The organism is Paenibacillus sp. UMB7766-LJ446, assembly GCF_030226665.1.
Classification (GTDB): domain Bacteria; phylum Bacillota; class Bacilli; order Paenibacillales; family Paenibacillaceae; genus Paenibacillus; species Paenibacillus vandeheii.
Genome location: NZ_JASOYM010000007.1, coordinates 266,206 through 288,878, shown reverse-complemented (window position 1 = coordinate 288,878; position 22,673 = coordinate 266,206). Strand labels below are relative to the sequence as shown.

Genomic DNA, 22,673 nt, shown 5'->3' with positions numbered 1-22,673 from the left:
TAAAAAAACGGGGCCTCTTAATGGAGGTCCCGCTTTGCATTAAACATCATTTATTGTGAAATATGCAGTTTCATCATTTATCCACATTTATTGTAGCTCATTTGCTTTTGGCATTCTTCTGTTTACGTTCTTCCTGCTCCCAGTGCCTCAGATGCGGATAGGGATCGAATGACCATTCGTGTAACCCGCTGTCCCGATAGATGCCATAATGCAAATGAGGGGGGAACTTGCCCTGCGTACCCGGTTTTCCATACCCTGAGCTGCCTACCCAGCCCAAAATCTGACCAGGGGTAACCACTTCGCCGATATGGGCGTTTTTATCGAAGCCCGATAAATGAGCGTAATAGTGGTAATGATTGTTCAAATCACGAATGCCGATACGCCAGCCGCCAAACGGATTCCAGCCTTTGATTTCCACAACACCGTAACAGGTGCTGCGCACAGGCAGTCCATGTGGTGCAAAAATATCCGTGCCTTCATGAATACGGTACCCGCCCCAGCTGCGTTTGGTGCCCCAAGTGCTGCGATACGAATAGTTGGTTCCGAGCGGGACGGGAAAGGCGTGTCCAAACAGATTGAGGCTGTCAAAATGCTCATATAATTTCGCGAATTGCTGAATGCGCTGCACAGCTCTGGAGTTATGATAATATTCCCACAGAGCGATGTTGAAGTCCTCCGGCTTGGTCCCATAATTCTGAATAATGGAGGCCATGCTGTAAAGTACATCCAGATCGTTATTGGCATCTGCTACACCGTCACCGGAACCGTCACGACCATACCCATTAAAAAAGACAATTGAACCCGGATGTTGATCCGTCTCGTCAGGATTTAGCCAGCCTCTCCAGGCTGGGGAGGTCATGAATATGCCAGTCAGCCTTTCCGGGTGTTTACGATCCTTCGGATGTGCACGCGAGATAGTTCGTTCATATTGATCGATTGCCGCGAGCCTGTACCAGGGAATGTGGGTCATCTGACCAATGCTTTCATACAGATGTCGGCGCGCAGCGAAAATGTCCTCTGGTTTCTGCTCTACAGCCTGAGGTTTGGAATCAGCGGCGGTGGGTTCACCGTAAACATCAACAGGCAAGAATGGGAGAAGCAGTGTGCCTGCAAGCAATGTTTTGATCCAAAAGGAATAAGTTAACCGCGATGTAAAGCCATCTTGCACAGGGAAGCAGCCCCCTTTCCATTGAGATGATGCACATGGTGCCCGATGAACCAAGCTATAACCTAGCGTTCTTCAAAAGTCTTCATTTTATCCATGTAAGACATGAATGCACAAGATGTGACAAATGGGGGTTTTTCCAACGCTTTCATGGTATAATATGTTCCGAGCAACAGCCTAACTTCAGTAGAAAGAAGGTTTATGCATTGGCTAAACGTGTTAAAGAACCGAAACCGGACTGGATTCGGATCAAATTGACAACCGGCGATAACTATCAGGAAATGAAAACGATGATGCGTTCCAAAACGCTGCATACAGTATGTGAGGAAGCACGGTGCCCGAATATTTACGAATGTTGGGCCAATCGGACGGCTACATTTATGATTTTGGGCGACATTTGCACACGGGCATGCCGTTTTTGCGCGGTGAATACCGGCTTGCCAACAGAACTTGATCTGCAGGAACCAGAACGCGTGGCAGAAGCAGCAGAACAGATGAATCTTCAGCACTGCGTAATTACGAGTGTAGCGCGTGACGACCTGAAGGATGGAGGAGCAACGATTTTTGCAGAGACGGTAAAGGCGGTTCGTCGTCGTTTGCCTTTATGCAGCGTAGAAGTGCTGATTCCGGACTTTTTGGGTGATCGGGATTCCTTGCAGATCGTGATGGATGCCAAACCGGACATCTTGAACCATAACATCGAGACAGTAGAGCGGCTATCGGACAAAGTCCGTGCCAAGGCGAAATACAAGCGTTCACTCGAACTGCTTGCTCGTGCCAAGGAAATGCAGCCAAATATCCCAACGAAATCGAGCATCATGCTTGGTGTAGGTGAGGAATATCATGAAATTTTGCAAACGATGGATGATCTGCGCGCTGTGGATTGTGATATTATGACGATTGGTCAATACTTGCAGCCATCAGAGAAGCATCTGTTTGTGGAGAAGTATTATCCGCCAGAAGAGTTCGCGGCATTGAAGCAGGAAGGACTGAAGCGAGGATTTAGCCACGTCGAATCCGGACCTATGGTCCGCAGCTCCTACCACGCCCATGAACAAGTGAAATCCGCTGCGAAAAATACGGAAAAATCGGCATCTCACGCATGATGGAGGAGACAGGTTTGGAAGAAGAAAAAAGTTCAGAACAGATTCAGGAATCGGTTCAGGAGCCTGTACAGGACAAACCTCAAGAACCGGTTATTGTTCAAATCGGCGGAAAGAATTATGAAATTGTGCAGAACCACAAAGACGGCTGGAATCCTGAAGTCTTTCGTGACCGTTACAGCGAAGTGCTGGAGCGATACGATTACATTATTGGGGACTGGGGTTACAGCCAGCTGCGGTTGAAAGGTTTTTACCGGGACAACCATCCTAAAGCAACAAAGGATTCCACGATCTCCAGCATGGTGGACTATATCAATGAATATTGCAACTTTGGCTGTGCGTACTTTGTACTTCAGAAGAGCAAAGATCAGCCTCAAGCCAAAGCAAAAAGCGGTTCCTGAAAAGGACCGCTTTTTCTTTTTGCATATGATTAGTCCAAAAAAGCTGTACGAACCCTGTTCCAAAACGGATAGGGACGGAAACGGGCAAAGCTGACCTTGTGGCGGGCCACCTGACAGCGTACCGATATGAGATCTTCCACCATCACGTTTACGTGGTCAATGGTAAGCAATAACCGCTGATCCTTGCGTGAGAAGATATCACAGTGATGGTGCTTGGGCAAAATAACCGGTGAACCCAGCGTCCGATAGACGCGGTTATTGATTGAAGCGATCTCGGCGATTTGAATAGCCTCGATCGTGGGATGCACCATGGCGCCGCCAAGCGCCTTGTTGTATGCCGTACTGCCCGAAGGTGTAGATACACAAATTCCGTCTCCCCGGAACATCTCAAACGTAACGTCGTTAATGTCGACCTGCGCGACGACTGTACCGTCTACACCTTTTAACGTAAATTCGTTCAGTGCGATATAAGAGGTGTTGCCCGACTTTTTACGAATCTCAAGCTCCAGCAGCGGATACTCCACTATTCGGGGTTTGAGTCGTTCGGGGTCTCCTTTACCACTCATCAATCGAACCAATTCACGCAATTCTTCCTTCTTCCAATCGGCATAAAAGCCGAGATGGCCTGTATGAACCCCAACAAAAGCAATGTCCGGGATGCGGTCGATGAAATTGTGAAATGCTTGCAGCATCGTACCATCGCCTCCGATGGAGATGACAATCTCCGGCGATTCTGCATCCAGCTTAAACCCTTCCTCTTTGGCCAGCGCATGAAACTGCTGACTGAGATCAATCGATAACTGGTCTCCGCGGTCTTGAACATAGTATCTCAAGATGAAAGCTCCTTTGTGGTCATTATACTACCGATGATAATCAATTCCAGAGAAGAACACAATGTCGGATTGATATTCAGTTGAATATAAACACATTGGAAGGCTCATTTTTTCATACGTCGGGGTAAGAAAAAGGGACTCATGAGAGAAAGCATCAGCAGTAAAAGGATTATGCCTCCCAATACAGCCGCTCCTGAAAACAGGATCTGTCCCCAGTTTGGTGTATACAAAGATAATTCCGGCATGCCACCGGTTTGGAACAAAACAGGCGTTTCCAAATCACCCATCATCGGTATCCACAGCAAAAGTACAAGTATGGGGGCAATCAGAGCATGGATGGCTCTGGCAAACAGAAAGGGTCCATATCTCATTGGAGTGCTGCTCAGGACACTCATAATTTGGGCATGAACGGATAAACCTCCCCAGGAAAGGACGAAGGCAGCAGCAGCAGCTTTATACACGAGTGGAATGGATATGCCGGCCCCTCCTGCTTCTTTGGCTCCCAAAGTGACTTCGAATAATCCGCCTACGAGGCTATGGGATAAGGCTGGAGGAAATCCCGTATATAGAAGCAATTGTTCCGTAATCGCATATAATCCGCCGAGCCATCCGGTTTGCACGAGTAACTCCATCATGACGGAGAAGAATACAACTAACCCTCCTACGATAATAATAAGGCGAAGGGATGAGGAGATCGCTTGGCGTAACAATTCACCAAATGCCCGTCCATCCGCCTTTCTTGCCTCGTGCATGGCATAAATGGCTCGGATTAGCCTGTTTCTGTGAACCTCTTTGGAGGTGGTGGGAGAATCGATAGTTGACGGTTGATCCTTAACAGAGGCGCCGCCATGGAACCGCATAAGCAGGCCCACAAGAAAAGCAGCACCATAATGCGATGTGACCAGTATTGGAGCGATAGCGACATTATGAAAAAAACCGACCGATACAGCTCCAATCATGAAAATGGGATCGGATGATGTGGTGAAGGCAACGAGGCGTTCACCTTCTTCCCGAGTAACCAATTTTTGCTCCCACAATTGTGCGGTCAATTTGGCTCCAGTAGGATAACCGGAAGCACAGCTGACGGCAAATACAAAGCCGCCGCTCCCGGGAACACGAAATAGCGGACGCATAAGTGGATTTAAGAGTGTACCCAAAAAATGAACTATGCCGAATCCGAGGAGCAGCTCGGATAGCACCAGAAAGGGAAAAAGGGAGGGGAAAAGCACGTCCCACCAAATGGATAGTCCACGAACACCTGCATGCCAGGTTTCCACCGGAAACAGCACCATCAACACACACAGGATCAGGAGAGCTAGTGGGATCAGGACATGGGTGATTCGTTGTGAAGCGGCCATGAATTTTTCTCCTTTATTTTTGGAATGGTCAGTGTGCAGCAGAGCGTTCGTGCGTTTGCCATCAATATATGAGACAAAGCGGACAAACAGTACAAATTAATGTTTAGAAAGCGCTTGCAAAAGTGGCTGTGTTTTTAAGAGATGTATGCTAAAATAATAAAAACGCCTGAACGTCACCTCATATGTTCTAGAAGGTGGAATTAAATCGGATGGAGTGATGATTATGAGTCTTGTCACCGGAATCCTGGTTTGTGCTTTTGTTTATGTTATACGTGCCTCGCTTGTGCGCTCTGAAGAAGAGGACTGGCGAAGTTATTAATGAAATATCTGGTGCGCCAAACCTCACGTTTGGCGCTTTTTTTGTGCCTTCAGTACGAGATAGACCTGTACGAGTCATGGCTATGTGGAACCATAACCCTTTCATGTTATATAGGACTTTTGGGATTTTTTTGATAGAATGAAGATAAAGGCGTTCTTGGCCTTGTTCTTGAATCTCCTTTCATAATTAAGCATGGGAGTGTAATATATATCAAAATTCGACACCTGAAAGGAGGGGAAACAATGAATCCAAGTTTGAGCATCTACGACAATCTCGGTGGGGAGGCAGGCGTTCGCGCACTGGTTGAAGCTTTTTATCCGATTGTTCAGCAGAATGAGAAGCTGGCACCTCTTTTTCCGGAGAATATTCAGCCGGTAATCGACAAGCAATACATGTTTTTGTCTCAGTTTTTTGGTGGACCAGCATTATTTTCTGAGGCTTTTGGTCATCCAATGATGCGTGCCCGCCATATGCATTTTGAAGTGACGGTTGAACGGGCAGAAGCTTGGCTCGCATGTATGGATCAGGCGTTGACACAGGTTGGTGTGGAAGAGCCGTTGCATTCTTTCGTCCTGCAGCGATTGTCGGGGCCAGCACATCATTTTGTGAATACACCTTAGTTCCGATTACACGCATATGGGAGAGGGATGGACGGAGTGGAATTAGAGCCCCTGTATAAGGTAAAGGTGAAATGTCATTATTGCGAGACCGAGTATGACACCTCACGCGTAAGACCAAGCTTGAAACGGCCATACCGGACGGATTCCGATTTTTGTGCTTACTACAAGCGAGAGAATCCGGATTTCTATGTTGTACGAATCTGTCCGGCGTGTGGATTCGCTTCGACGGAGAATTCGACAGAACAATTAAACGATAAACAGCGTAAGGATTTCAAGGAGCAAATCGGCAATCGCTGGGTGAAACGAGATTATAGCGGTGCTCGGACACTTGAACAGGCGATGGATTCATACAAGCTTGGATTGTTGTGCGCTCAAGTTATTCAGGAGAAAGATCGTGTCGTTGCGGGTCTGCTGCATCATATTGCCTGGCTGTATCGGTATATGGAGGATCATACCCAGGAAAACCGCTTTCTCGAATTTAGCCTTGATGCTTACGTAAAGGTTTTTGAACGGGAAGGTACTGGCGGTAATGAAGCCAAGCTGTTGTATCTGCTGGGGGAGTTGAATCGCAGGGTAGGTCGTTTCCATGAGGCTGTAAAATGGTTCGGCCGAGTCATTCATGACAAGCGCATTACCGATGCTGCCATGATTCGTTCTTCCCGGGAGCAGTGGGCATTGCTGCGGGAACAGATGATTTCGGGCAAAATGGAGTTGCCAGCTGAAATGATTGAAGCAGACAAAGAGGCTACGAAACGTAGCCCCATTTGATAAGTGACAGTTGTTCTCTAATTGCGGACAGGACGACTGGATAGCAAGTAATCACTATCGTTGTCGACGACAGTCATACTGGTATTACAACAAGGAAAGACCAGCAATTTCTTTTTGCCTTCACGAATGCGTACAAGCTCCTTCGGTTTGAGTGGCAGCAGTACATTGTTCGCATGGCAGTACGGACATTGCTGTACATAAATGTCCCCCATTACAATATCGTATGGCCAGCTGTTCTCAAAGGGAATCATTCTTGCTCGCCTTCCGTAGAGGCAGGTTTAGCCGCTTCTTGTTTGGCCAGTTCGGCGATTTTCTGCATCAGGATATGCTGCGGCATATGCATCAGATGTTCGAGGGGAACACCTAGAGATTCTGCTAATTTGACGGCTGTGTCAGCCGAGACTTGTAAAGGTTTCATACGATGACCTCCTGAAATAGCTTAAACTATTTCTCTAGTATAGAGATATAGCGCTTATAAAACCAGTTCTAATTCAAGGTTAATTATACATTCTACTGAGAGAGGGGCCTTATTTAAATGAAAACACCATTACAACCCATCTGGGATTTGGAGTCCATTTTTAGTGGAGGGTCTGCCTCCGAATCATTCGCTGCTTATTTAATTGAGCTGGAGCAGGATGTACGCAAGCTGCAGGTCCTTTTGAAGGAAACACCTGCGCCCAAGTCGCTGGAAGAAACAAATGCGTTCGACCCGATTCTGGAACTGCTGCAGAGCTGTTATATCCGAATTTCGGAAGGGTCTGCATTTGTCTCCTGTCTTTCTTCACAAAACCAAAATGATAAAAAGGCAGTTCAGCTTCAGGGAACCATGAGTTCTCTTGGCGCGATGTTGAACAGTACCAAGTCCCGATTCGATAATATGCTTAGCGAGACGACAGACTCGGTGTGGGAAGTATGGATTGCCCGGGAGAATATTCAGCCGCTTGCCTTTGCTCTGAACGAGAGCCGTACGCAAGCTCGTGAGAAGCTGTCTCCGGAGCTTGAAGGACTTGCACTTGATCTCGGCGTAGATGGTTACCATGGCTGGGGCAAATTCTATAACACCATTGTAAGCAAGGTTAACATTCCATTTGAACAAAATGGGGAGACGATAATGCTATCTGCAGGTCAGGCTGCCAACAAGCTGAGCGACAGTGACCGTAATGTACGTGAAACTGTATTCGCTAACTGGGAACGGGCTTGGACTGATGTCGAAGATTTCTGTGCAGATACATTGAATCATCTGGCCGGCTTCCGTCTCAAATTGTATGAGAAGCGTGGTTGGGATGACATTCTCAAAGAACCATTGGCGATTAACCGGATGTCGCGTCAGACGCTCGATACGATGTGGAACGTAATTAATGGTGCCAAACCTGCATTGGTTCAATATTTGGAACGCAAGGCGAAACTGCTCGGTGTAGAGAAACTCAGCTGGAGTGACGTTGATGCACCAGTAGGCAAGTCGGGTGGAAAAGTCACCTATGATGAGGCGGCTATCAATATTGTGGATCAATTCGCCAAGTTCAGTCCCAAACTTTCCAAATTTGCAGAGATGGCGTTTGAGAAACGCTGGATTGAAGCAGAGGACCGTCCTGGCAAGCGTCCAGGAGGATTCTGTACTTCATTGCCACTCAGCAAAGCAACACGTATTTTCATGACCTTCTCTGGGACGCCGTCGAATGTGTCGACACTTGCACATGAACTCGGTCATGGCTATCATCAGCATATTATGGAAGAACTGCCGGCCTTGAATCAACGATACGCCATGAATGTGGCGGAGACGGCATCTACCTTTGCTGAACTGATTGTAGCGGATGCCCTGGTTCAGTCCGCAACGGATGAGCAAGAGAAGCTGGCTCTGCTTGAAGACAAGATTCAACGAAGCGTTGCGTTCTTCATGAATATTCACGCTCGTTTCCTGTTTGAGAATCGGTTCTATGAGCAACGCAAAAAAGGTTTGGTGAATGCAGATGAGCTGTCCAAGCTCATGGTCGAGGCACAGCAGGAAGCGTTCTGTGGTGCACTTGCATCCGATCATCCGCATTTCTGGGCATCCAAGCTTCATTTCTATCTGACAGGTGTACCATTCTACAACTTCCCGTATACGTTCGGATATATGTTCAGTGCAGGCATCTATGCCAGAGCGCAGGAGGAAGGCACGGCATTTGCTGATAAATACGATGATTTGCTGCGGGATACGGGCCGAATGACGGTAGAAGATCTGGCTCAGAAACATCTGGGTACGGATCTCACGCAACCTGATTTCTGGCAAAATGCTGCGAATCTGGTCATTGCCGATATTGATCAATTTCTTAAAATGACAGAATCCGCTAAATAGGATGCCTATATATGTAACGGGACTGCAAAACTGTGTAAACGCACACAGGTTTGCAGTCTTTTTTGTCCTTTTTTTATATTTGTCTTCTGCTAAATAATTTGTCGCAATTAAGAGAAATAACTCGCTTGAAGGACGCAAAATGGCAATTAATTGTGCAAATTATAGTTATATTTACCCAAGTTTGTTTGTCTTTGTTGAATGACCACATATGTTGTCATATAATGAGTCGTAAGTCCTTGTTTTGTAGGATGAAGTGCACAAAGGAGGAGCGTTATGGTAAAAATTGACCAGCTTTCATTAGCACGACAATTGGATTTGGTGTTCAAAGAGCTTGATCATGAATTATCAGGTTTAGATTCAGGTGTAGTTTTTGTGCAAATACGAAATAATGTTATTGGAAAGTTTGGAATTCGACATAATCCGATAACCGGACGTGATGGTCAAATGGAAGTGGAGGACGGTGGATTAAACGAAACCCAGCGCTCTTCTTTCCGTGCAATGGCACTGGAGACTTTAAAATTCAAGCGTAATTGGACTCATGGAGAAATTGCATATGACTTTACTGTAAGACAAGGGATGATTTTGGTTGATGCCACGATGGAGTCCAACTATAATATGGCGAACCTGATGATTCGTTATCCTAGAACCAATACATACATGGATTCAGGCATGGAGTCGACTTCTTAATTGTAATGAGCACACAGGAAAGCGGCACTTCCGAGGAAGGCCGCTTTTTGTTGTTGCATATACGAGCGCGAATTACGAGCTTACGAACGACCCGATAATTGCTGCTCAGCGATTTGGACCAGACGTTTAGTGATGTAACCACCCAGAGAACCTGTCTCACGGGAAGTGTAGTTACCGTAGTAACCGTCTTGGGGAATTGTTACACCCAGCTCTTGTGCAGCTTCAATTTTCAATTGTTGCAAAGCTGCAGTAGCTTGAGGAACAACCAAATTGTTTGAAGAATTTCTATTTCCTTGGTTTTGACCTCCGTACATGTGTGTCACCTCCTTATGGCTTGGTGATGTTAGTATGGTTAGAGAATAAGGAAATATGCATGATATGGAGTAAGGTAAAAACTGGATGAGCTAGATGAGAGATAACATGAAAAAAGCCGACCCAGTATGGATCGGCTACGCGAATATATGGTAAATAAAGGGGCAATGTCCCATAGAAAAATCTTGAGAGTACAAGATTATTTCTCGGTTGGCGGAACAATCTCAATACGTGTAAAAAGCTCAACGGGCTGTTCAGGTTCCAGACGAATCAGTCCCGTTTGCTCATCTGTTAAATGCAAATTGGGTGCATCAGGGAGCCAGGTATAGGGTTCAATGCACAGAAATTGATCGGATTCGCCCTTTGTGAAGAGGACCCAATGTTTGAAAAATGCTTCATCTGCTGAATATTTCAACATATATCCGTCCTGCCTGCGCAAGTGAGCTACCGCGGATTGTCCTTCTGCAGCTTTGAGAATAGTATCCCAGTTTCGTCCCTGCATGTTCATGCCTTCGTTCAAAGCTGACCATTCACCGAGAGGTTCAATCTCTCCTGTGGGAAGTTGCTCTTCATTCTGGCCGTAGATTCCGGAAACAGGAAGTTGAAGTGTCCATTCGGCAGGTTTGCCGTCGAGCAGAAACCATGTATGATATCCCATTCCAAAAGGAGCAGGAGTGGAGCTCAGATTGGTTACTCGCAGACGCTGGCTTAACACAGCGTTTTGCAGTCTGAACGTCATCTCAAGCTTCAGAGGAATCGGAAATTGAGCCATCCAATGCTCTTCATTTTCAGTTAATAATTCCGTTGTAATTGCACAACCGTCTTCATCTTCTTCGATGTCGCTGACACACCAGGACTGGCTGCGGTGGAGGCCGTGAATATGGTTGTCATTGGCCGTATTCTGATCGAATTGGTAATGGACTCCCTCATATTCGAATTGTCCTCGATGAATGCGGCCTGGCGGAACCAGAAGCGGAACGCCGAAGTGATACGGCTTCTGCAAGTAAAAAGCAAGTTCATCTTCTTTTGGACTGCGAACGACTTCGCAGCCCTGCACGAGATCGCGAATCGAAATAATATTGTTTCCAAGACGCGGCAGCAGGGTAATCTCCAATTCACGGCTATGTAGGATATACGTGTCGTAACCATTCCATTGGCCTTTGGTCACTTGTTTCATATCGATGCTCCTTTTCCCACTTGAAATCTGTCTGCAAACGGCTATGCCTATCTGCCGTTGCAGGCGTGTCATTGTGTACATGCCACCTATCCGATTAGCATACCGAATGAATGCTGGTGATCAGGATAAGCAATTCCATCATAACAGATTTCGGGTGAGTGGGTAAAAAAAGCTCTTTCCATTTTGACATTCTGGTCTCGGCGCATTAAGATGGAATTCTGAAAGCTGTGTTTTATCCAACGAATAATAATTAAAACGATGACAGGGACAAGTAAGTCATGAGGACTCTCTTCAGAAAGCCGGTGGGTGATGTGAACCGGTGGGAACTCTTTACCGAATGGACCCTTGAGTGCTGATTTGAACAGGCGCAGTCTGATCTTAGACTATCCTTAGTAGAATCGGACGTATCCTCCACGTTACGGAGAAATGAAGGCATTTCTTCCACATGATCTAAGCAGGTCTAGAGGAATGGAGAAATGCGAATAAGGGTGGCACCACGGTCTCACGTCCCTTGCGGATGTGAGGCCTTTTTGCGTCCGCTGAGAATAGAAGAAAAGCTGGATGCCGCCAAAGGTTTAGAAATATACCCATTTGGTCATCCATAACTAGACACAGGGAGGCGTTATGTGAAATGAAAACAGTACTTTCCGGAATTCAGCCGAGTGGCAAGCTCACATTAGGTAACTACATCGGGGCAATTAAAAACTTTGTGAAATTGCAGCATGACTACCAATGTCACTTTATGGTAGTTGATCTTCACGCTGTAACAGTAGCTCAAGAGCCGGCAGCGCTGCGTGAGCAGTCCGAGGCGGTAGCTGCATTGTTTATTGCAGCAGGAATCGATCCTGCGAAATCTAATGTGTTTCTGCAATCCCATGTACCCCAGCACGCAGAATTGGGCTGGTTGATGACCACCCTGACTTCGATGGGTGAACTCGAACGCATGACTCAATTCAAGGACAAATCCTCCGGTAAAGATTCCGTTGGCGCCGGACTATTTGTATATCCTTCATTAATGGCTGCTGATATTTTGCTGTATAATGCTGACCTTGTTCCAGTAGGCGAGGACCAGAAGCAGCATTTGGAACTGACACGCGACCTGGCAGGACGCTTTAACCACCGCTATGGGGAGTATTTCACGATTCCAGATCCTTATATTCCACAGGTGGGTGCTCGTGTAATGTCTCTGGATGATGCTTCTTCCAAAATGAGCAAAAGTAATCCCAATGCAGGCAGCTACATTGCCTTGCTTGATCCGCCAGATGTCATCCGCAAAAAAATTAGCCGTGCCACAACCGATTCCGGTACTGAAGTTGTATATGATCCGGCAAACAAACCTGAAGTCAGCAATCTGATGAGTATCTACGCTGAATGCGCAGGTCTGACATTGAAGGAAGTAGCGGAACGCTATGAAGGCAAAATGTATGGTCCGTTCAAAAAGGAACTGGCTGAAGTGGTAGTATCCGTTATTGAACCTTTACAGGAACGGTATCGTGAGATTCGCGAGTCTGGCGAATTGGCCGACATCCTCGAAACCTCAGCTCGTCGGGCAGAAGCGGTTGCTTCCCAAACACTTCATGCAGTTAAAGATCGTATGGGGTTTGTTCCTAGACGTTCGTTGTAGTAGAACGAGGCAAGTGGCCTAAAGTAGATGAATTGTTCACATAATAAAGAGGAGCCCTGACAGGGCTCCTCTTTATTATCGTTTCGTACTACCTAACCTAGATGTTTTACAGGGTCAAGAAGCGGTTTCCGAAGTGGCCCGACCTTCCCGACGCTCTTTCTTTGCGCGAATAACGAATCCCCAGCAGATGTTGGCAACGGATACGACAAACAGCAGCGAAGCCAACCAGCCAGAGTACGAGATCATGATCGCCGTAACCGCTAACAACATAATCGAAGAGAATGCAAACCATAATGATAAACCCTTGCTCATTGGGAAAAACCTCCATACAAATATTTAATGAGATTCCGTATAACCTGAAGCGTACGAGCCATAATAACCTTGCAAGCTTGCAATTACATTACAGACACAGATTGAAGGGAGATTTTAAATATGGCTCAAGGATCTCGTTCTAACAACTTGGTGGTACCTCAAGCAAATTCAGCACTGCAACAATTGAAAATGGAAGCTGCACAAGAACTAGGTGTAACTATTCCACAAGACGGTTACTACGGTAACTACACTTCCCGTGAAACAGGATCTCTGGGCGGGTACATCACCAAACGTCTGGTACAAATCGCTGAGCAGTCTTTGGCTGGGTCTGGCAAATAATTCATTATAACCAAACAGCAACAAGCAGAAGCCCGGAGCGGAAACGCTCCGGGCTTTCTCGCGCATCAGTTCCTATGTCTGATTGTGCCCTTCCATGCACCTTTCGTCAAGAGCGGGCAGATAAAAGTTTTTTATCCATTTTCTCGTCACTTAACCATCCGACATACGTATCAATCGTTTCGAAATTTCGGTCCATAACGACCACAGCGACAAAGGGGTACTGTTTGCGATGTCGATAACGAACATCTGCCCAGCGTACTTTGTATCCTGCTGGTAATTCTTCCACCTCTGCGACAGCATAAGACGTGAAGTACAGAAATGCAGTGACTTCAGGAGCTTTGCGTGATGCGGCAACAGCGGCATGAGTGGAAGATGAAGCATGGAGATTCCAGGTTAGGACGGAATGATCCATTTTGCCAATCTCATAACTGCCGTCTGCATATCTTTTCACTACATGCCATCGGTTCCAGGATATCGTAGGGATCACCATATAATGAGCCTCAGCATTATTTTTGTCGATTCGCTTCACCTGTCTAACAGCCATAGCACGTGCTATCGTGCGCCATACATAATACAAGCCAATCAAAATATACAGTGAAACAAAGAGTGGAGCAGGGGCGATCAGATCGAAGGCCCATAACAAAATGGCAGCACATGTGTGATAAACAGAAACGGATCAAAAATATGAATGATGTTCCAGGCAATCCAGCGTTCTGTAAAAGGTCGTGCTGCCTGGGTTCCATAGGTATTGAACAAATCCGTAAAAACGTGAACGCATACGGCGACAGCAGTCCAGGCCGCAACGTGTCCAACAGCGACACCGGGAAAGATCAGTGCAATGACGCCGGTGATGAGTAGAACCCATAACAGGAGAAATGGCAGTGAATGGGACATGCCCCGGTGATTCCGGATATAGAGCGAGTTGCTTTTGAGACGCAACGCAGTATCGATGTCAGGGGCCTGCGAGCCTGCAATGGTGCCAACCATGACCGCGGCTGCAAGCATGGGACTCGTCGCGACAACAGGATCGACATAAGCCAGACCGGCCAAACCAATCCCCATGACAAAATGTGTAGAAGTATCCATAAACGTCTCCTTTGTGTGGTGTATCGTTAATGCGTATTGCCCTCTCTATCTAGGTGATACCCATATATAGTGTATATTATCCGCCTACCGGGAAGCAAAACACCCTAATTTCCAAAGATATGACAAGAACCTGCTCAATTGACAGCAATTGTACGATCATTGTCAAACTCTTTTTCCTTTTCCTGTGATAAACTTTATATCGGAGGCAGAGAGAGAAACCTCCATGAGATCAAAAGCAAGGGGGATCTGCAAGCGTGGACAATCCATTGAGATACCAGGCTTCTTCCGATTCGGCATCACGATCTGCGCCTCCGACGAAATCGGGGACTTGGAAAGATTTTATCCATATTACGAAACCTGGCATTCTTCGAACCAACCTTATTGCGGTTTTTGGTGGCTTTTGGCTTGCATCCCAGTGGGACGTCGACTATGGCAAATTGATGCTGACCCTGCTCGGAACGGTACTGATTATGGCTTCTTCTTGTGTATTTAATAATTACTTTGACCGTGAACTTGATCTCAAAATGGAACGTACTCGCAACAGGTCCTTGCCAACAGGACGTTTAACACCCAAAGTTGTTCTATCCTATGCCATTATTTTGGGTGTGCTTGGATTAATCATACTCTTTTCCTTTTCCGGGGCACTTGCCGGATTATGCGGCATGTTTGGCATGTTTGTCTATGTGATTATGTACACCCTTTGGTTAAAGCGTTCGTCGACATGGAGCACCTCCATTGGTGGTCTGTCAGGTGCAATGCCGCCAGTCATCGGATATGTCGCGGTAACCGGACGTATGGATCTTGGAGCATGGCTGCTTCTAGCCATGTTGTTTCTATGGCAGCCTCCACACTTCTGGGCGCTGGCGATCCGCAGGGTGGAAGATTATCGGGCTGGCGGATTTCCGCTATTGCCGGTTGTGAAAGGTATTGAACGGACCAAGATTCAGATGATTCCATATCTGGTTTTGCAGATCTTTGTCCCGATTCTCATGTATGCCTACGGGTACGCAGGAATCTTCTATCTTACCGTTTCACTGATACTTTCTGTGCTGTGGCTATACTACGCCCTTAAAGGCTTTCGTGCAAAAAATACAGATGCTTGGGCCAAAAAGGTATTCCTTTACTCCATTAACTATCTATCCTTGAGTTTTATATTGATGATTCTGGATACAGTGCACAAATAAGCGGCATGAAATACTGTTAAAACAAATACATGGGCACATGTCCGCGGAACCGTTACAATAACATGGGAGCCCATTGTCGGTTGGGTTCTTCGTATACATATGCATCAGAGTGGTGTGGGAATGAGGAATTATCATAAAAATCAGGATTCAAGGGTCCATAAATTTTATCGAAAACCGTTAAATTTTTATGTATGCGTATTCATATGATCTGATATCGGAAGGGACGATAATGATGCTGAAAAAGTATAAATGGACATGGATGCTGCTAGGGCTTGCACTGATTATGGCAGTGTATTTAATGTGGGGCACCGTATTCGCCAGCAAGGAAAAATTACCCGAAATTCGGGAGATTCAATCCTTTTCAATGGAAAATGTAGATGGAAGCACAGTATCTCTGGATGATACCAAGGGCAAGGTGCGTTTGTTCTACTTTTATTTCACCAGCTGTCCAGATGTGTGCCCAATTACGACGTTTACGTTATCTCAGGTGCAGGACCTGTTGAAAGAGGACGATACCTTTGGCAAGGATGTTTCGTTTGTGTCCATCTCGTTTGACCCGAAAGTGGATACCAAGGAGAAAATCAAGGAATTTGCAGATCGATTCCACGCGGATTATGAAGGCTGGTACTTCCTGCGGGGGGATATGGATAAAACGAAGCAGCTCGCCAAGGATTCATTCCAGATCCTCATTGAGGGTGAGAACAAGGATGATTTTGCCCATATGAACATGATTGGACTGGTGGATCGGAATAATCAGCTGCGCAAGGTATACAACGCGTTTAATACAGAGGATGTTGAACCCGCAGTCATTGCGGAGGACATACGTAATCTGATCAAGGAATAAATGCGTTCATCATGGACAAACCAAATAAAGAGGCTGCTTCTTGGGTTGAATGAATACCCAGGAGCAGCCTCTTTCTGTTTTTCCTAAAACGAGGGGAATTCAGGATATTGGATATACGATTCTAATCCTGCTTTCTCCAGCTGGGCGATAATGTATTCGTCAGGGGTTCCTTCCACACCCGCATAACCGCGGCGCGTATACATCTGTACAGCATCCGGGAAGGCATCTCGAAGAACACCTCTGATTTTCTTGCCTGAACTGTCATTATCCATAAATAAGTAGACCTCATCATAACCAACCTGTTTGCGCAGCGACTCAAGCTTGAGCGAATTCAGTGTTCCAAACGTGCACAAAATGTTGATTTCGGGTCCTACAAGTCGTTTTAGTTTGCTGCGGTCATTCTTACCTTCCACAATGACATGAATAGGCATCATATTCACCTCTTGATCGAGAGCTTATGTCGACATTCCCCGGGAAATGTTGCAGCGAAAATCGACTGGATTATATAAAATGGACCTTCTAATTTTCACACGAGCGACACCTGACAGAAACACCTCGGATTTCTAACTTTCTTTTCACATCTGAAGGGAATGCCTAACCAACAATGGCCGTTACGGTTACGGATCGTTCTTCCGATCGCTGTTGTCTCCAAATGTTCTGAATTTACTCTTCAAAGGTATAACATTTCGGAGACAAAGGCGAACGCTGCCGCTTTTTCAGAATCAATTCCGTCCCCTTCACTACTATCTTCCACTGATCATCCATTCCTAATTTAAGAAAGAGAAATCTTGAAGATGAAGAAGGTTATGCTCCAGAAGTCACTTCGTTCGTGTGTAAAACATCAGTCCATTTTATATAGTGTAGCTGTAAATGAGGGAATGATGCAAAGCCGAGAAAAATACAATCCTTCCTGTATCAAAAGGCCGTGGAAATTTCATGGTGCTGCCGTTAACCAAGTATGCTTTTGGGATCAGACAGGGAAGCTTCACGTCTGGCTGTGAAGTAAGGAAGCAGCATGATACCAATCATCAATAATACAAAGGCAATGAAATATGGAGACAGACCCACGCGCAGCTGCCCTGCGGTGATCGGACCAATAAAAGAGCCGATAGAGGTAGCAATGGATTGCAATGAAAAGATGCGACCCAGCTTGTTTCCTCCGCTTAATCGGATAAAGAGTGTTGCCATGGCAGGGAAAATAATTCCTTTAGACATCCCCAGAACGAAGAGTACGGAAGACAACGGAATCTGTGGTATCGCCGCCATAGTAAAGAAACATAAAGACATCAGCAGCACACCCACAATCAACCGCAGTTTGGGGGAATACCGGTTGAGAAACAGCATACTTAGGGTAAATAGTGCTCCAATACTGATAATAGAAAACAAAAGTCCGGTAGACATCATGGACGAATGTCCGCCTCCGCGCAGAGGCAGTTCAAAAAATAGGATTCCTTGGGCACAAGCAATAACAAGAGGCAGAGCAAAGTATCGCCAGGATACAGGCAGGAACTTTCTTTTTTCTTCTGCCGGGTTGCTAGGCTTGGCGGGCTCGGTCACCTTTTCATGCTGAACTTCAGCCAGGCCTTTGGGCATGGATAGCCATGCGATAACGCCAGACAGAATGAGCAGATAACCTAGACTTGCAAAGGTGGCGGAAAATCCAAGCGCTCCGACAATTAATGCGCCTGCGGCGGGGGATACCACGGATGCGAGTGTATGTACAACGCCATGGCCAGACATATACTTGCCTTGCTTAATCGGATCACTAGATAATTGCGCAAGCAGTGCGAGACAGGCTGGAGACAGAAAAGCAAGTACAAATCCACTGATGGCTCGCAGGGCGAGCAGCTGCCAAGGCGTGTGGATTTGCGCTTGAATAAGCAAAATGATCCCCGCACCCAGCAAACTGAACACAATGTAACGACGACTGCCATGTTTGTCGATTTGGGTTCCGGCAATCAGATTGCCTGGGAGATGAGTCAAGGAATAGATGCCCATCATCCAGCCGATGAAGGTCGGGGCCGCCCCAAGCGAGATAGCGAAAGGGGTCAAAATTGGATACTGGGCGTGCAGATCAAAAACAGCAAGGAACAAAAATAGATATAGCCAGATGGCCGTTTTCACATAAGCCCCTCCTTGTTAAGCGATGCATATTCAATAACTGGTCATGCCGTGTTCCCCGTTCCTTGGACAGAACCTCATGGTACTACTTGTACGCCCGGCGGGACGAACTTAGACCGTTTATTTTTACATAGGAGGGCTTAGCTGACAGCAGCTTCGGAAATCATGTATAATATTCGGGAAGTGTTAATAATCAACTCTAATACGGAAGGTGTAGTCATGAACATAGAAGTAATCAAAGAGTTTGTGATGCAGAACTGGCTGGTGATCGTGGTTGCGTTGATCATTTTGTTCTTTGTTCTGAACGTGGTCAAAACCGTATTGAAATGGGCGATTGCCATCATCATTATTGCGGCTCTACTGATATACAGCGGCATCTCCATCGATCAGATCAAACAGACAGTTACTGATGTACAATCGAGTACAATGGACACATTGAAGAAGGAAGCGACCAGCATGATGCTCAAGGAAGCTTCCAAAGCGACATACATCAAGGGGCAGGATAGTGCATACACCATCACAAGCCCCAATGTGGAGATTAAAGGCAGAATGAATTCGGATAAAGTCGATGTTACATTTCGGGGGATCTCACTAGGTGAATGGAAGGTCGACAATGAAACGATACGAACTTTTGTCAAACAGGCACAGGAGAACGGAACAGCACCGACTTCGTAGTAAAGGAGGAATGGATACGTGCTGCAAAATTGGCTGGACAGTCTGAAAGAATTCAATGGCATAACGATTATGCTGCTGCTGATTGTGGCCGCTTCATTGCTCCAGGGATGGTCCAGAGGTGCTTCGCGTTCGGCGGGAAGACTCTTTGGTTTCCTCATGGATGGCATTATGGCGGTCATCGGTATTCTGTTATCCATCGGTTTAACATTGTGGCTTGCGCCATATGTTCAGCAATGGTTGTCTGTGCATGCCGCAGACATGCCAAACCGTGAGCTGAACCGCTGGGAACAGATGTATTATACATTGATTACGGCCATTGCTGATTTTCCGCTCATGCGGTTTGCCGTGTTGTTTGTGCTTAGTTATGGCTTCATCCGCTTGCTTCTCGGCTTGCTCTCTTCCCTTATTTTCCGAAGAAGATACAGTTCAGCAGAGCAAGAGAGCAGACCAAAAGGATTTTTCAGTCGCTTTACGGGTGCTGTGATTGGTACAGTTATTGGCTCCGTGCGCGGGATGATTGTGATTGCCGTACTGTTCATGATTGTCAGTCTCTATCCGGGCAGCATGTTTAGTCGATACGTGGAGGCTTCGCCCATTTATATGCAAGGAGCCAAATCGGTCATAGAGCCATTATCCGGTACATTTATTAAGGACAAGCTGCCCGTGTTTACTCAAGCGGTCCAAAAGGAACTGGGCGCCATCCTGCAACGCAAATATGAAGTCGTTGACCATAACATTCCGGCGGATATTGAATCTGCGGCAAAAGAGATTGTAAAAGGCCAAACGACAGATGAAGCCAAAGCCAGGGCATTATATGACTGGGTAGGTTCTCGCATTCAATATGACTATGGTAAAGTGGATGACTATGAGCAAAAGGGCATATGGCACGAGCAGACACCGCAAAATACATTTGATACACGTGAAGGCGTATGTATTGATTACGCTCGTCTTTATGCGGTTATGGCTCGTTCACAGGGGCTGGAAGTCAAAGTGGTTACAGGCCTTGGTTATAACGGGCAGGGTGGATATGGTCCACATGCCTGGAATGAAATTTATTTGAGTGATTCGGAAAGCTGGATTCCGCTTGACCCCACGTGGGCAATCAGTGGCGATTGGTTCAATCCTCCTAACTTTGCCGATACCCATCTGAAAGATCAATCAGCTTAACATTACGCCGGACATGGGTCCGGGAGATGACGACGTTGCCAGGTTATCATGCCGGGGCTGTATAGTCTGGACGGTATGCATCAAGTCATGAAAGAGGTAGGATGAATGAACAATCATTCAAAAGAGAAGGACGAACTTACGGACAAGCGGCGCTTCAGTTACCGGATGAACGTATTTTTCTTCGCTTCCTTTGTTATTTTTAGCGTTATTATTGTGCGGCTGGCATTTTTGCAATTCGTGGAAGGGCCTGAGCTGAGTCAGGAGGAAGCGAGCAATATTACCAAAGATGTACCGCTCGCTCCCGTGAGAGGAACTATCTATGATTCCACAGGTGAGGTGAAGCTGGCTTATTCCAAGCCGATTCAATCCTTGTATCTGACCTTATACAAAAATTATGGGGATGTGGATGGCAAGCCTAATCCGAATATAGCGGAAGTGGAGGACATCGCCACCCGGCTGCATGATGTTTTTGAGCAGTATAAGAAAAAGGATTCCGAGGCCCTTACGGTTGATAACATCTTAGAAGCCATGGACCTCAATTCGCGTAAAGCAAACGGGTTCATGCCACGTCTAATCAAGAGTGATCTGTCCGATGAGGAAGTAGCCTATTTTCTTCAACACAAGGATGAATTCAAGGGAATTCAGATTGTAGAGGAAAGTGTGCGCTACTATGATCCGGATACGGTAGCTGTGCAGACGATTGGTTATCTCAAAAAGTTCAAAAGCTCTAAAACATTGGATAAATATAAAGAGGTTGATGAGGCCAATAAAAAGCAAACGGACCCAGGTCTTGTATATACCGAGAATGAGTTTGTTGGCTTTGATGGACTGGAACTGCAATATCAGGATGTTCTGCGGGGGAAAAGCGGTTATAACTCCGTTGATGTTGATTTGCGGAACTTGCCTGAAGGTGTAGCAGGCTCTACCCCACCCGAAAAAGGGTATGACCTGATTACAACGATTAATAAAAATGTTCAGGTGAAGACAGAACAGGCAATCCTCGATCAACTAAGCTGGCTTCATTCACATCCGGTCTCAGGCAAGCTGCATCCGAACGCCAAGACAGGTTTTGCAGTCGCGATGGAAGTGGATACAGGGAAGATTGTTTCGATTGCCAGCATGCCAGATTATGACACAAATATTTGGAGAACGGGTAGTATTAGCAACGATCAGTATGATGACATCAAGTATGTATACCAAAATGGTACAATTCGTTCTTTTCCGCCAGACGATTCAAAAAAACGAGCTGAATCAATCGTACTACTTGGTTCAACGATTAAACCACTTAGTGTATTGATCGGTTTAAAAGAGGGATTCTTCACAACAAATACAGTTTATTCGGACAGAGGATCTACGACATTTGGGGGGGATAACCGGAGAGTACAGAACTCCTCCGGTCACGTGTATGGTTCGTTGACTCCTCGTGATGCAATTCGTCATTCCTCGAACGTGTTCATGATTGACGAGATTGGCAAGAAGCTTTACTCCCAATATGGCGCAGAAGGAATCAATGTTTGGGATAAATACATGAAGCAGTTCGGTTTGGGTGTATCCACCGGAGTTGATCTGCCGAATGAATTCTTGGGTATTCGGGATTATATGAACAAGGATGAAAGTTCACTAACACGACTTGTTTACGGCTCCTTTGGACAACAGGGGAAATATACAACGATGCAGCTGGCGCAGTATGCTACGATGCTAGCGAATAAAGGAAAACGCATGGAGCCACAATTAGTCAGTGAGTTCCGTGATTCGCAAGGCAATGTGGTTAAGAAAATGAAACCGAAAGTGCTCAGCACAGTCGATTTTAATGATGCTTACTGGAATGAAGTACAGCGAGGCATGGCAACCGAAGTAACGGCGTTTAGTGGATTCCCTTATGACTTTGCAAGAAAAACAGGTACATCCACACAGTTAGTCGGAGGCAAATTGGTGGATAACGGGGTATTTATCGCTTATGCACCACGTAACAATCCGAAGCTGGCTGTAGCTGTGGTTATTCCTGAAGGGGGCTTCGGTTCGAACAGTGCGGCTCCGGTAGCTCGTGCGATCTTCGATGCGTATGACGAGGAGTTTGGTCTGGACGGTGTACCAAAAAAAGATAAAAATAAAGAATCAAATACACAGTAATGTGAGTTCTTGATTCCAAAAGAAGGGACCCTTTCGAGGGTCCTTTTTACGTTTTCCAGGACTGAGAGGCCTCTTGCTCATAAGCTGCTGCAAATTAGCGTGTAACAAACTTC

The 22,673-nt window shown here is 46.2% G+C and carries 23 protein-coding genes, 1 pseudogene and 1 other annotated feature; of the genes and pseudogenes, 13 read left to right on the top strand and 11 right to left on the bottom strand.

Features of this window, described 5'->3' with window-relative positions; translation table 11 throughout:
• Window positions 1-97: 97 nt before the first annotated feature.
• Window positions 98-1,117 (bottom strand): M23 family metallopeptidase, encoded by a 1,020-nt coding sequence (locus QP794_RS19095; RefSeq protein WP_483311929.1) that lies wholly within the window; start codon window positions 1,115-1,117, stop codon window positions 98-100.
• Between the two features lie 254 nt (window positions 1,118-1,371).
• Here QP794_RS19095 and lipA point away from each other — a divergent pair, with 254 nt between their 5' ends.
• Window positions 1,372-2,271, top strand: a complete 900-nt coding sequence (gene lipA, locus QP794_RS19090) for a lipoyl synthase (RefSeq protein ID WP_024634402.1) — start codon at window positions 1,372-1,374, stop codon at window positions 2,269-2,271.
• A gap of 14 nt (window positions 2,272-2,285) precedes the next feature.
• Window positions 2,286-2,669: a YutD family protein gene (locus QP794_RS19085; RefSeq protein WP_236642253.1), complete on the top strand. Its 384-nt coding sequence runs from the start codon at window positions 2,286-2,288 to the stop codon at window positions 2,667-2,669.
• Window positions 2,670-2,698: 29 nt separating this feature from the next.
• Here the strand turns inward: QP794_RS19085 and QP794_RS19080 are convergent, their stop codons facing one another.
• Together QP794_RS19080 and ylbJ are read right to left on the bottom strand one after the other, a co-directional pair.
• Window positions 2,699-3,502 carry an NAD kinase gene (locus QP794_RS19080; RefSeq protein ID WP_024634403.1) on the bottom strand — a complete coding sequence of 268 codons (804 nt, stop codon included), beginning with the start codon at window positions 3,500-3,502 and terminating at the stop codon, window positions 2,699-2,701.
• Window positions 3,503-3,606: 104 nt separating this feature from the next.
• Window positions 3,607-4,860, bottom strand: coding sequence for a sporulation integral membrane protein YlbJ (gene ylbJ, locus QP794_RS19075; RefSeq protein ID WP_285078488.1), 1,254 nt, complete (start codon window positions 4,858-4,860; stop codon window positions 3,607-3,609).
• 561 nt (window positions 4,861-5,421) lie between these two features.
• On the opposite strand from ylbJ, the gene QP794_RS19070 reads away from it, so the two are divergent.
• Both QP794_RS19070 and QP794_RS19065 read left to right on the top strand, forming a co-directional pair.
• Complete coding sequence (locus QP794_RS19070; RefSeq protein WP_024634405.1) at window positions 5,422-5,799, top strand: globin domain-containing protein; 378 nt, start codon at window positions 5,422-5,424, stop codon at window positions 5,797-5,799.
• Between the two features lie 36 nt (window positions 5,800-5,835).
• A complete protein-coding gene (locus QP794_RS19065) occupies window positions 5,836-6,567 on the top strand; it encodes a DUF2225 domain-containing protein (RefSeq protein WP_285078487.1) in 732 nt (243 codons plus the stop codon).
• Window positions 6,568-6,584: 17 nt separating this feature from the next.
• Here QP794_RS19065 and QP794_RS19060 read toward each other — a convergent pair whose 3' ends face one another.
• Together QP794_RS19060 and QP794_RS19055 are read right to left on the bottom strand one after the other, a co-directional pair.
• The gene (locus tag QP794_RS19060) at window positions 6,585-6,818 is read right to left on the bottom strand and encodes a hypothetical protein (RefSeq protein ID WP_024634407.1); all 234 of its coding nucleotides are present in this window, start codon (window positions 6,816-6,818) and stop codon (window positions 6,585-6,587) included.
• Window positions 6,815-6,985 (bottom strand): YycC family protein, encoded by a 171-nt coding sequence (locus tag QP794_RS19055; RefSeq protein ID WP_079348954.1) that lies wholly within the window; start codon window positions 6,983-6,985, stop codon window positions 6,815-6,817. Before QP794_RS19055 ends, QP794_RS19060 begins: the two co-directional genes overlap by 4 nt.
• A gap of 117 nt (window positions 6,986-7,102) precedes the next feature.
• On the opposite strand from QP794_RS19055, the gene QP794_RS19050 reads away from it, so the two are divergent.
• Window positions 7,103-8,902, top strand: a complete 1,800-nt coding sequence (locus QP794_RS19050; RefSeq protein WP_285078486.1) for a M3 family oligoendopeptidase — start codon at window positions 7,103-7,105, stop codon at window positions 8,900-8,902.
• Window positions 8,903-9,175: 273 nt separating this feature from the next.
• A complete protein-coding gene (locus QP794_RS19045) occupies window positions 9,176-9,589 on the top strand; it encodes a hypothetical protein (protein ID WP_024634409.1) in 414 nt (137 codons plus the stop codon).
• An 80-nt stretch (window positions 9,590-9,669) separates the two neighbouring features.
• On the opposite strand, the gene QP794_RS19040 is transcribed toward QP794_RS19045, so the two are convergent.
• Together QP794_RS19040 and QP794_RS19035 are read right to left on the bottom strand one after the other, a co-directional pair.
• A complete protein-coding gene (locus QP794_RS19040) occupies window positions 9,670-9,903 on the bottom strand; it encodes an alpha/beta-type small acid-soluble spore protein (protein ID WP_024634588.1) in 234 nt (77 codons plus the stop codon).
• Between the two features lie 197 nt (window positions 9,904-10,100).
• A complete protein-coding gene (locus QP794_RS19035) occupies window positions 10,101-11,078 on the bottom strand; it encodes an aldose 1-epimerase (protein ID WP_285078532.1) in 978 nt (325 codons plus the stop codon).
• A 249-nt stretch (window positions 11,079-11,327) separates the two neighbouring features.
• Window positions 11,328-11,593: a binding site (T-box leader), on the top strand.
• Window positions 11,594-11,709: 116 nt separating this feature from the next.
• On the opposite strand from QP794_RS19035, the gene trpS reads away from it, so the two are divergent.
• Window positions 11,710-12,702: a tryptophan--tRNA ligase gene (gene trpS, locus QP794_RS19030; RefSeq protein WP_285078485.1), complete on the top strand. Its 993-nt coding sequence runs from the start codon at window positions 11,710-11,712 to the stop codon at window positions 12,700-12,702.
• Window positions 12,703-12,816: 114 nt separating this feature from the next.
• Here trpS and QP794_RS19025 read toward each other — a convergent pair whose 3' ends face one another.
• Window positions 12,817-13,014 carry a hypothetical protein gene (locus QP794_RS19025; protein WP_285078484.1) on the bottom strand — a complete coding sequence of 66 codons (198 nt, stop codon included), beginning with the start codon at window positions 13,012-13,014 and terminating at the stop codon, window positions 12,817-12,819.
• Between the two features lie 120 nt (window positions 13,015-13,134).
• On the opposite strand from QP794_RS19025, the gene QP794_RS19020 reads away from it, so the two are divergent.
• Window positions 13,135-13,353 (top strand): alpha/beta-type small acid-soluble spore protein, encoded by a 219-nt coding sequence (locus tag QP794_RS19020; RefSeq protein WP_024634589.1) that lies wholly within the window; start codon window positions 13,135-13,137, stop codon window positions 13,351-13,353.
• Between the two features lie 106 nt (window positions 13,354-13,459).
• Here the strand turns inward: QP794_RS19020 and QP794_RS19015 are convergent.
• A pseudogene (locus QP794_RS19015) lies at window positions 13,460-14,439 on the bottom strand (metal-dependent hydrolase).
• Window positions 14,440-14,693: 254 nt separating this feature from the next.
• On the opposite strand from QP794_RS19015, the gene cyoE reads away from it, so the two are divergent.
• Together cyoE and QP794_RS19005 are read left to right on the top strand one after the other, a co-directional pair.
• On the top strand, window positions 14,694-15,623 hold the full coding sequence (cyoE, locus tag QP794_RS19010) for a heme o synthase (RefSeq protein ID WP_285078483.1): 930 nt from the start codon (window positions 14,694-14,696) through the stop codon (window positions 15,621-15,623).
• 232 nt (window positions 15,624-15,855) lie between these two features.
• Window positions 15,856-16,467, top strand: coding sequence for an SCO family protein (locus tag QP794_RS19005; protein ID WP_052016659.1), 612 nt, complete (start codon window positions 15,856-15,858; stop codon window positions 16,465-16,467).
• An 83-nt stretch (window positions 16,468-16,550) separates the two neighbouring features.
• Here QP794_RS19005 and QP794_RS19000 read toward each other — a convergent pair whose 3' ends face one another.
• Window positions 16,551-16,898: a toprim domain-containing protein gene (locus QP794_RS19000; protein WP_024631255.1), complete on the bottom strand. Its 348-nt coding sequence runs from the start codon at window positions 16,896-16,898 to the stop codon at window positions 16,551-16,553.
• A 517-nt stretch (window positions 16,899-17,415) separates the two neighbouring features.
• Window positions 17,416-18,591 carry an MFS transporter gene (locus tag QP794_RS18995; protein ID WP_285078482.1) on the bottom strand — a complete coding sequence of 392 codons (1,176 nt, stop codon included), beginning with the start codon at window positions 18,589-18,591 and terminating at the stop codon, window positions 17,416-17,418.
• 216 nt (window positions 18,592-18,807) lie between these two features.
• Here QP794_RS18995 and QP794_RS18990 point away from each other — a divergent pair, with 216 nt between their 5' ends.
• The 3 genes from QP794_RS18990 (at window position 18,808) to QP794_RS18980 (ending at window position 22,560) form a co-directional block, all read left to right on the top strand.
• On the top strand, window positions 18,808-19,263 hold the full coding sequence (locus QP794_RS18990) for an ATPase (RefSeq protein WP_285078481.1): 456 nt from the start codon (window positions 18,808-18,810) through the stop codon (window positions 19,261-19,263).
• A 69-nt stretch (window positions 19,264-19,332) separates the two neighbouring features.
• Window positions 19,333-20,430 carry a transglutaminase domain-containing protein gene (locus tag QP794_RS18985; protein ID WP_483311928.1) on the top strand — a complete coding sequence of 366 codons (1,098 nt, stop codon included), beginning with the start codon at window positions 19,333-19,335 and terminating at the stop codon, window positions 20,428-20,430.
• Window positions 20,431-20,535: 105 nt separating this feature from the next.
• Window positions 20,536-22,560, top strand: coding sequence for a peptidoglycan D,D-transpeptidase FtsI family protein (locus tag QP794_RS18980; protein WP_285078479.1), 2,025 nt, complete (start codon window positions 20,536-20,538; stop codon window positions 22,558-22,560).
• Window positions 22,561-22,673: the final 113 nt, after the last annotated feature.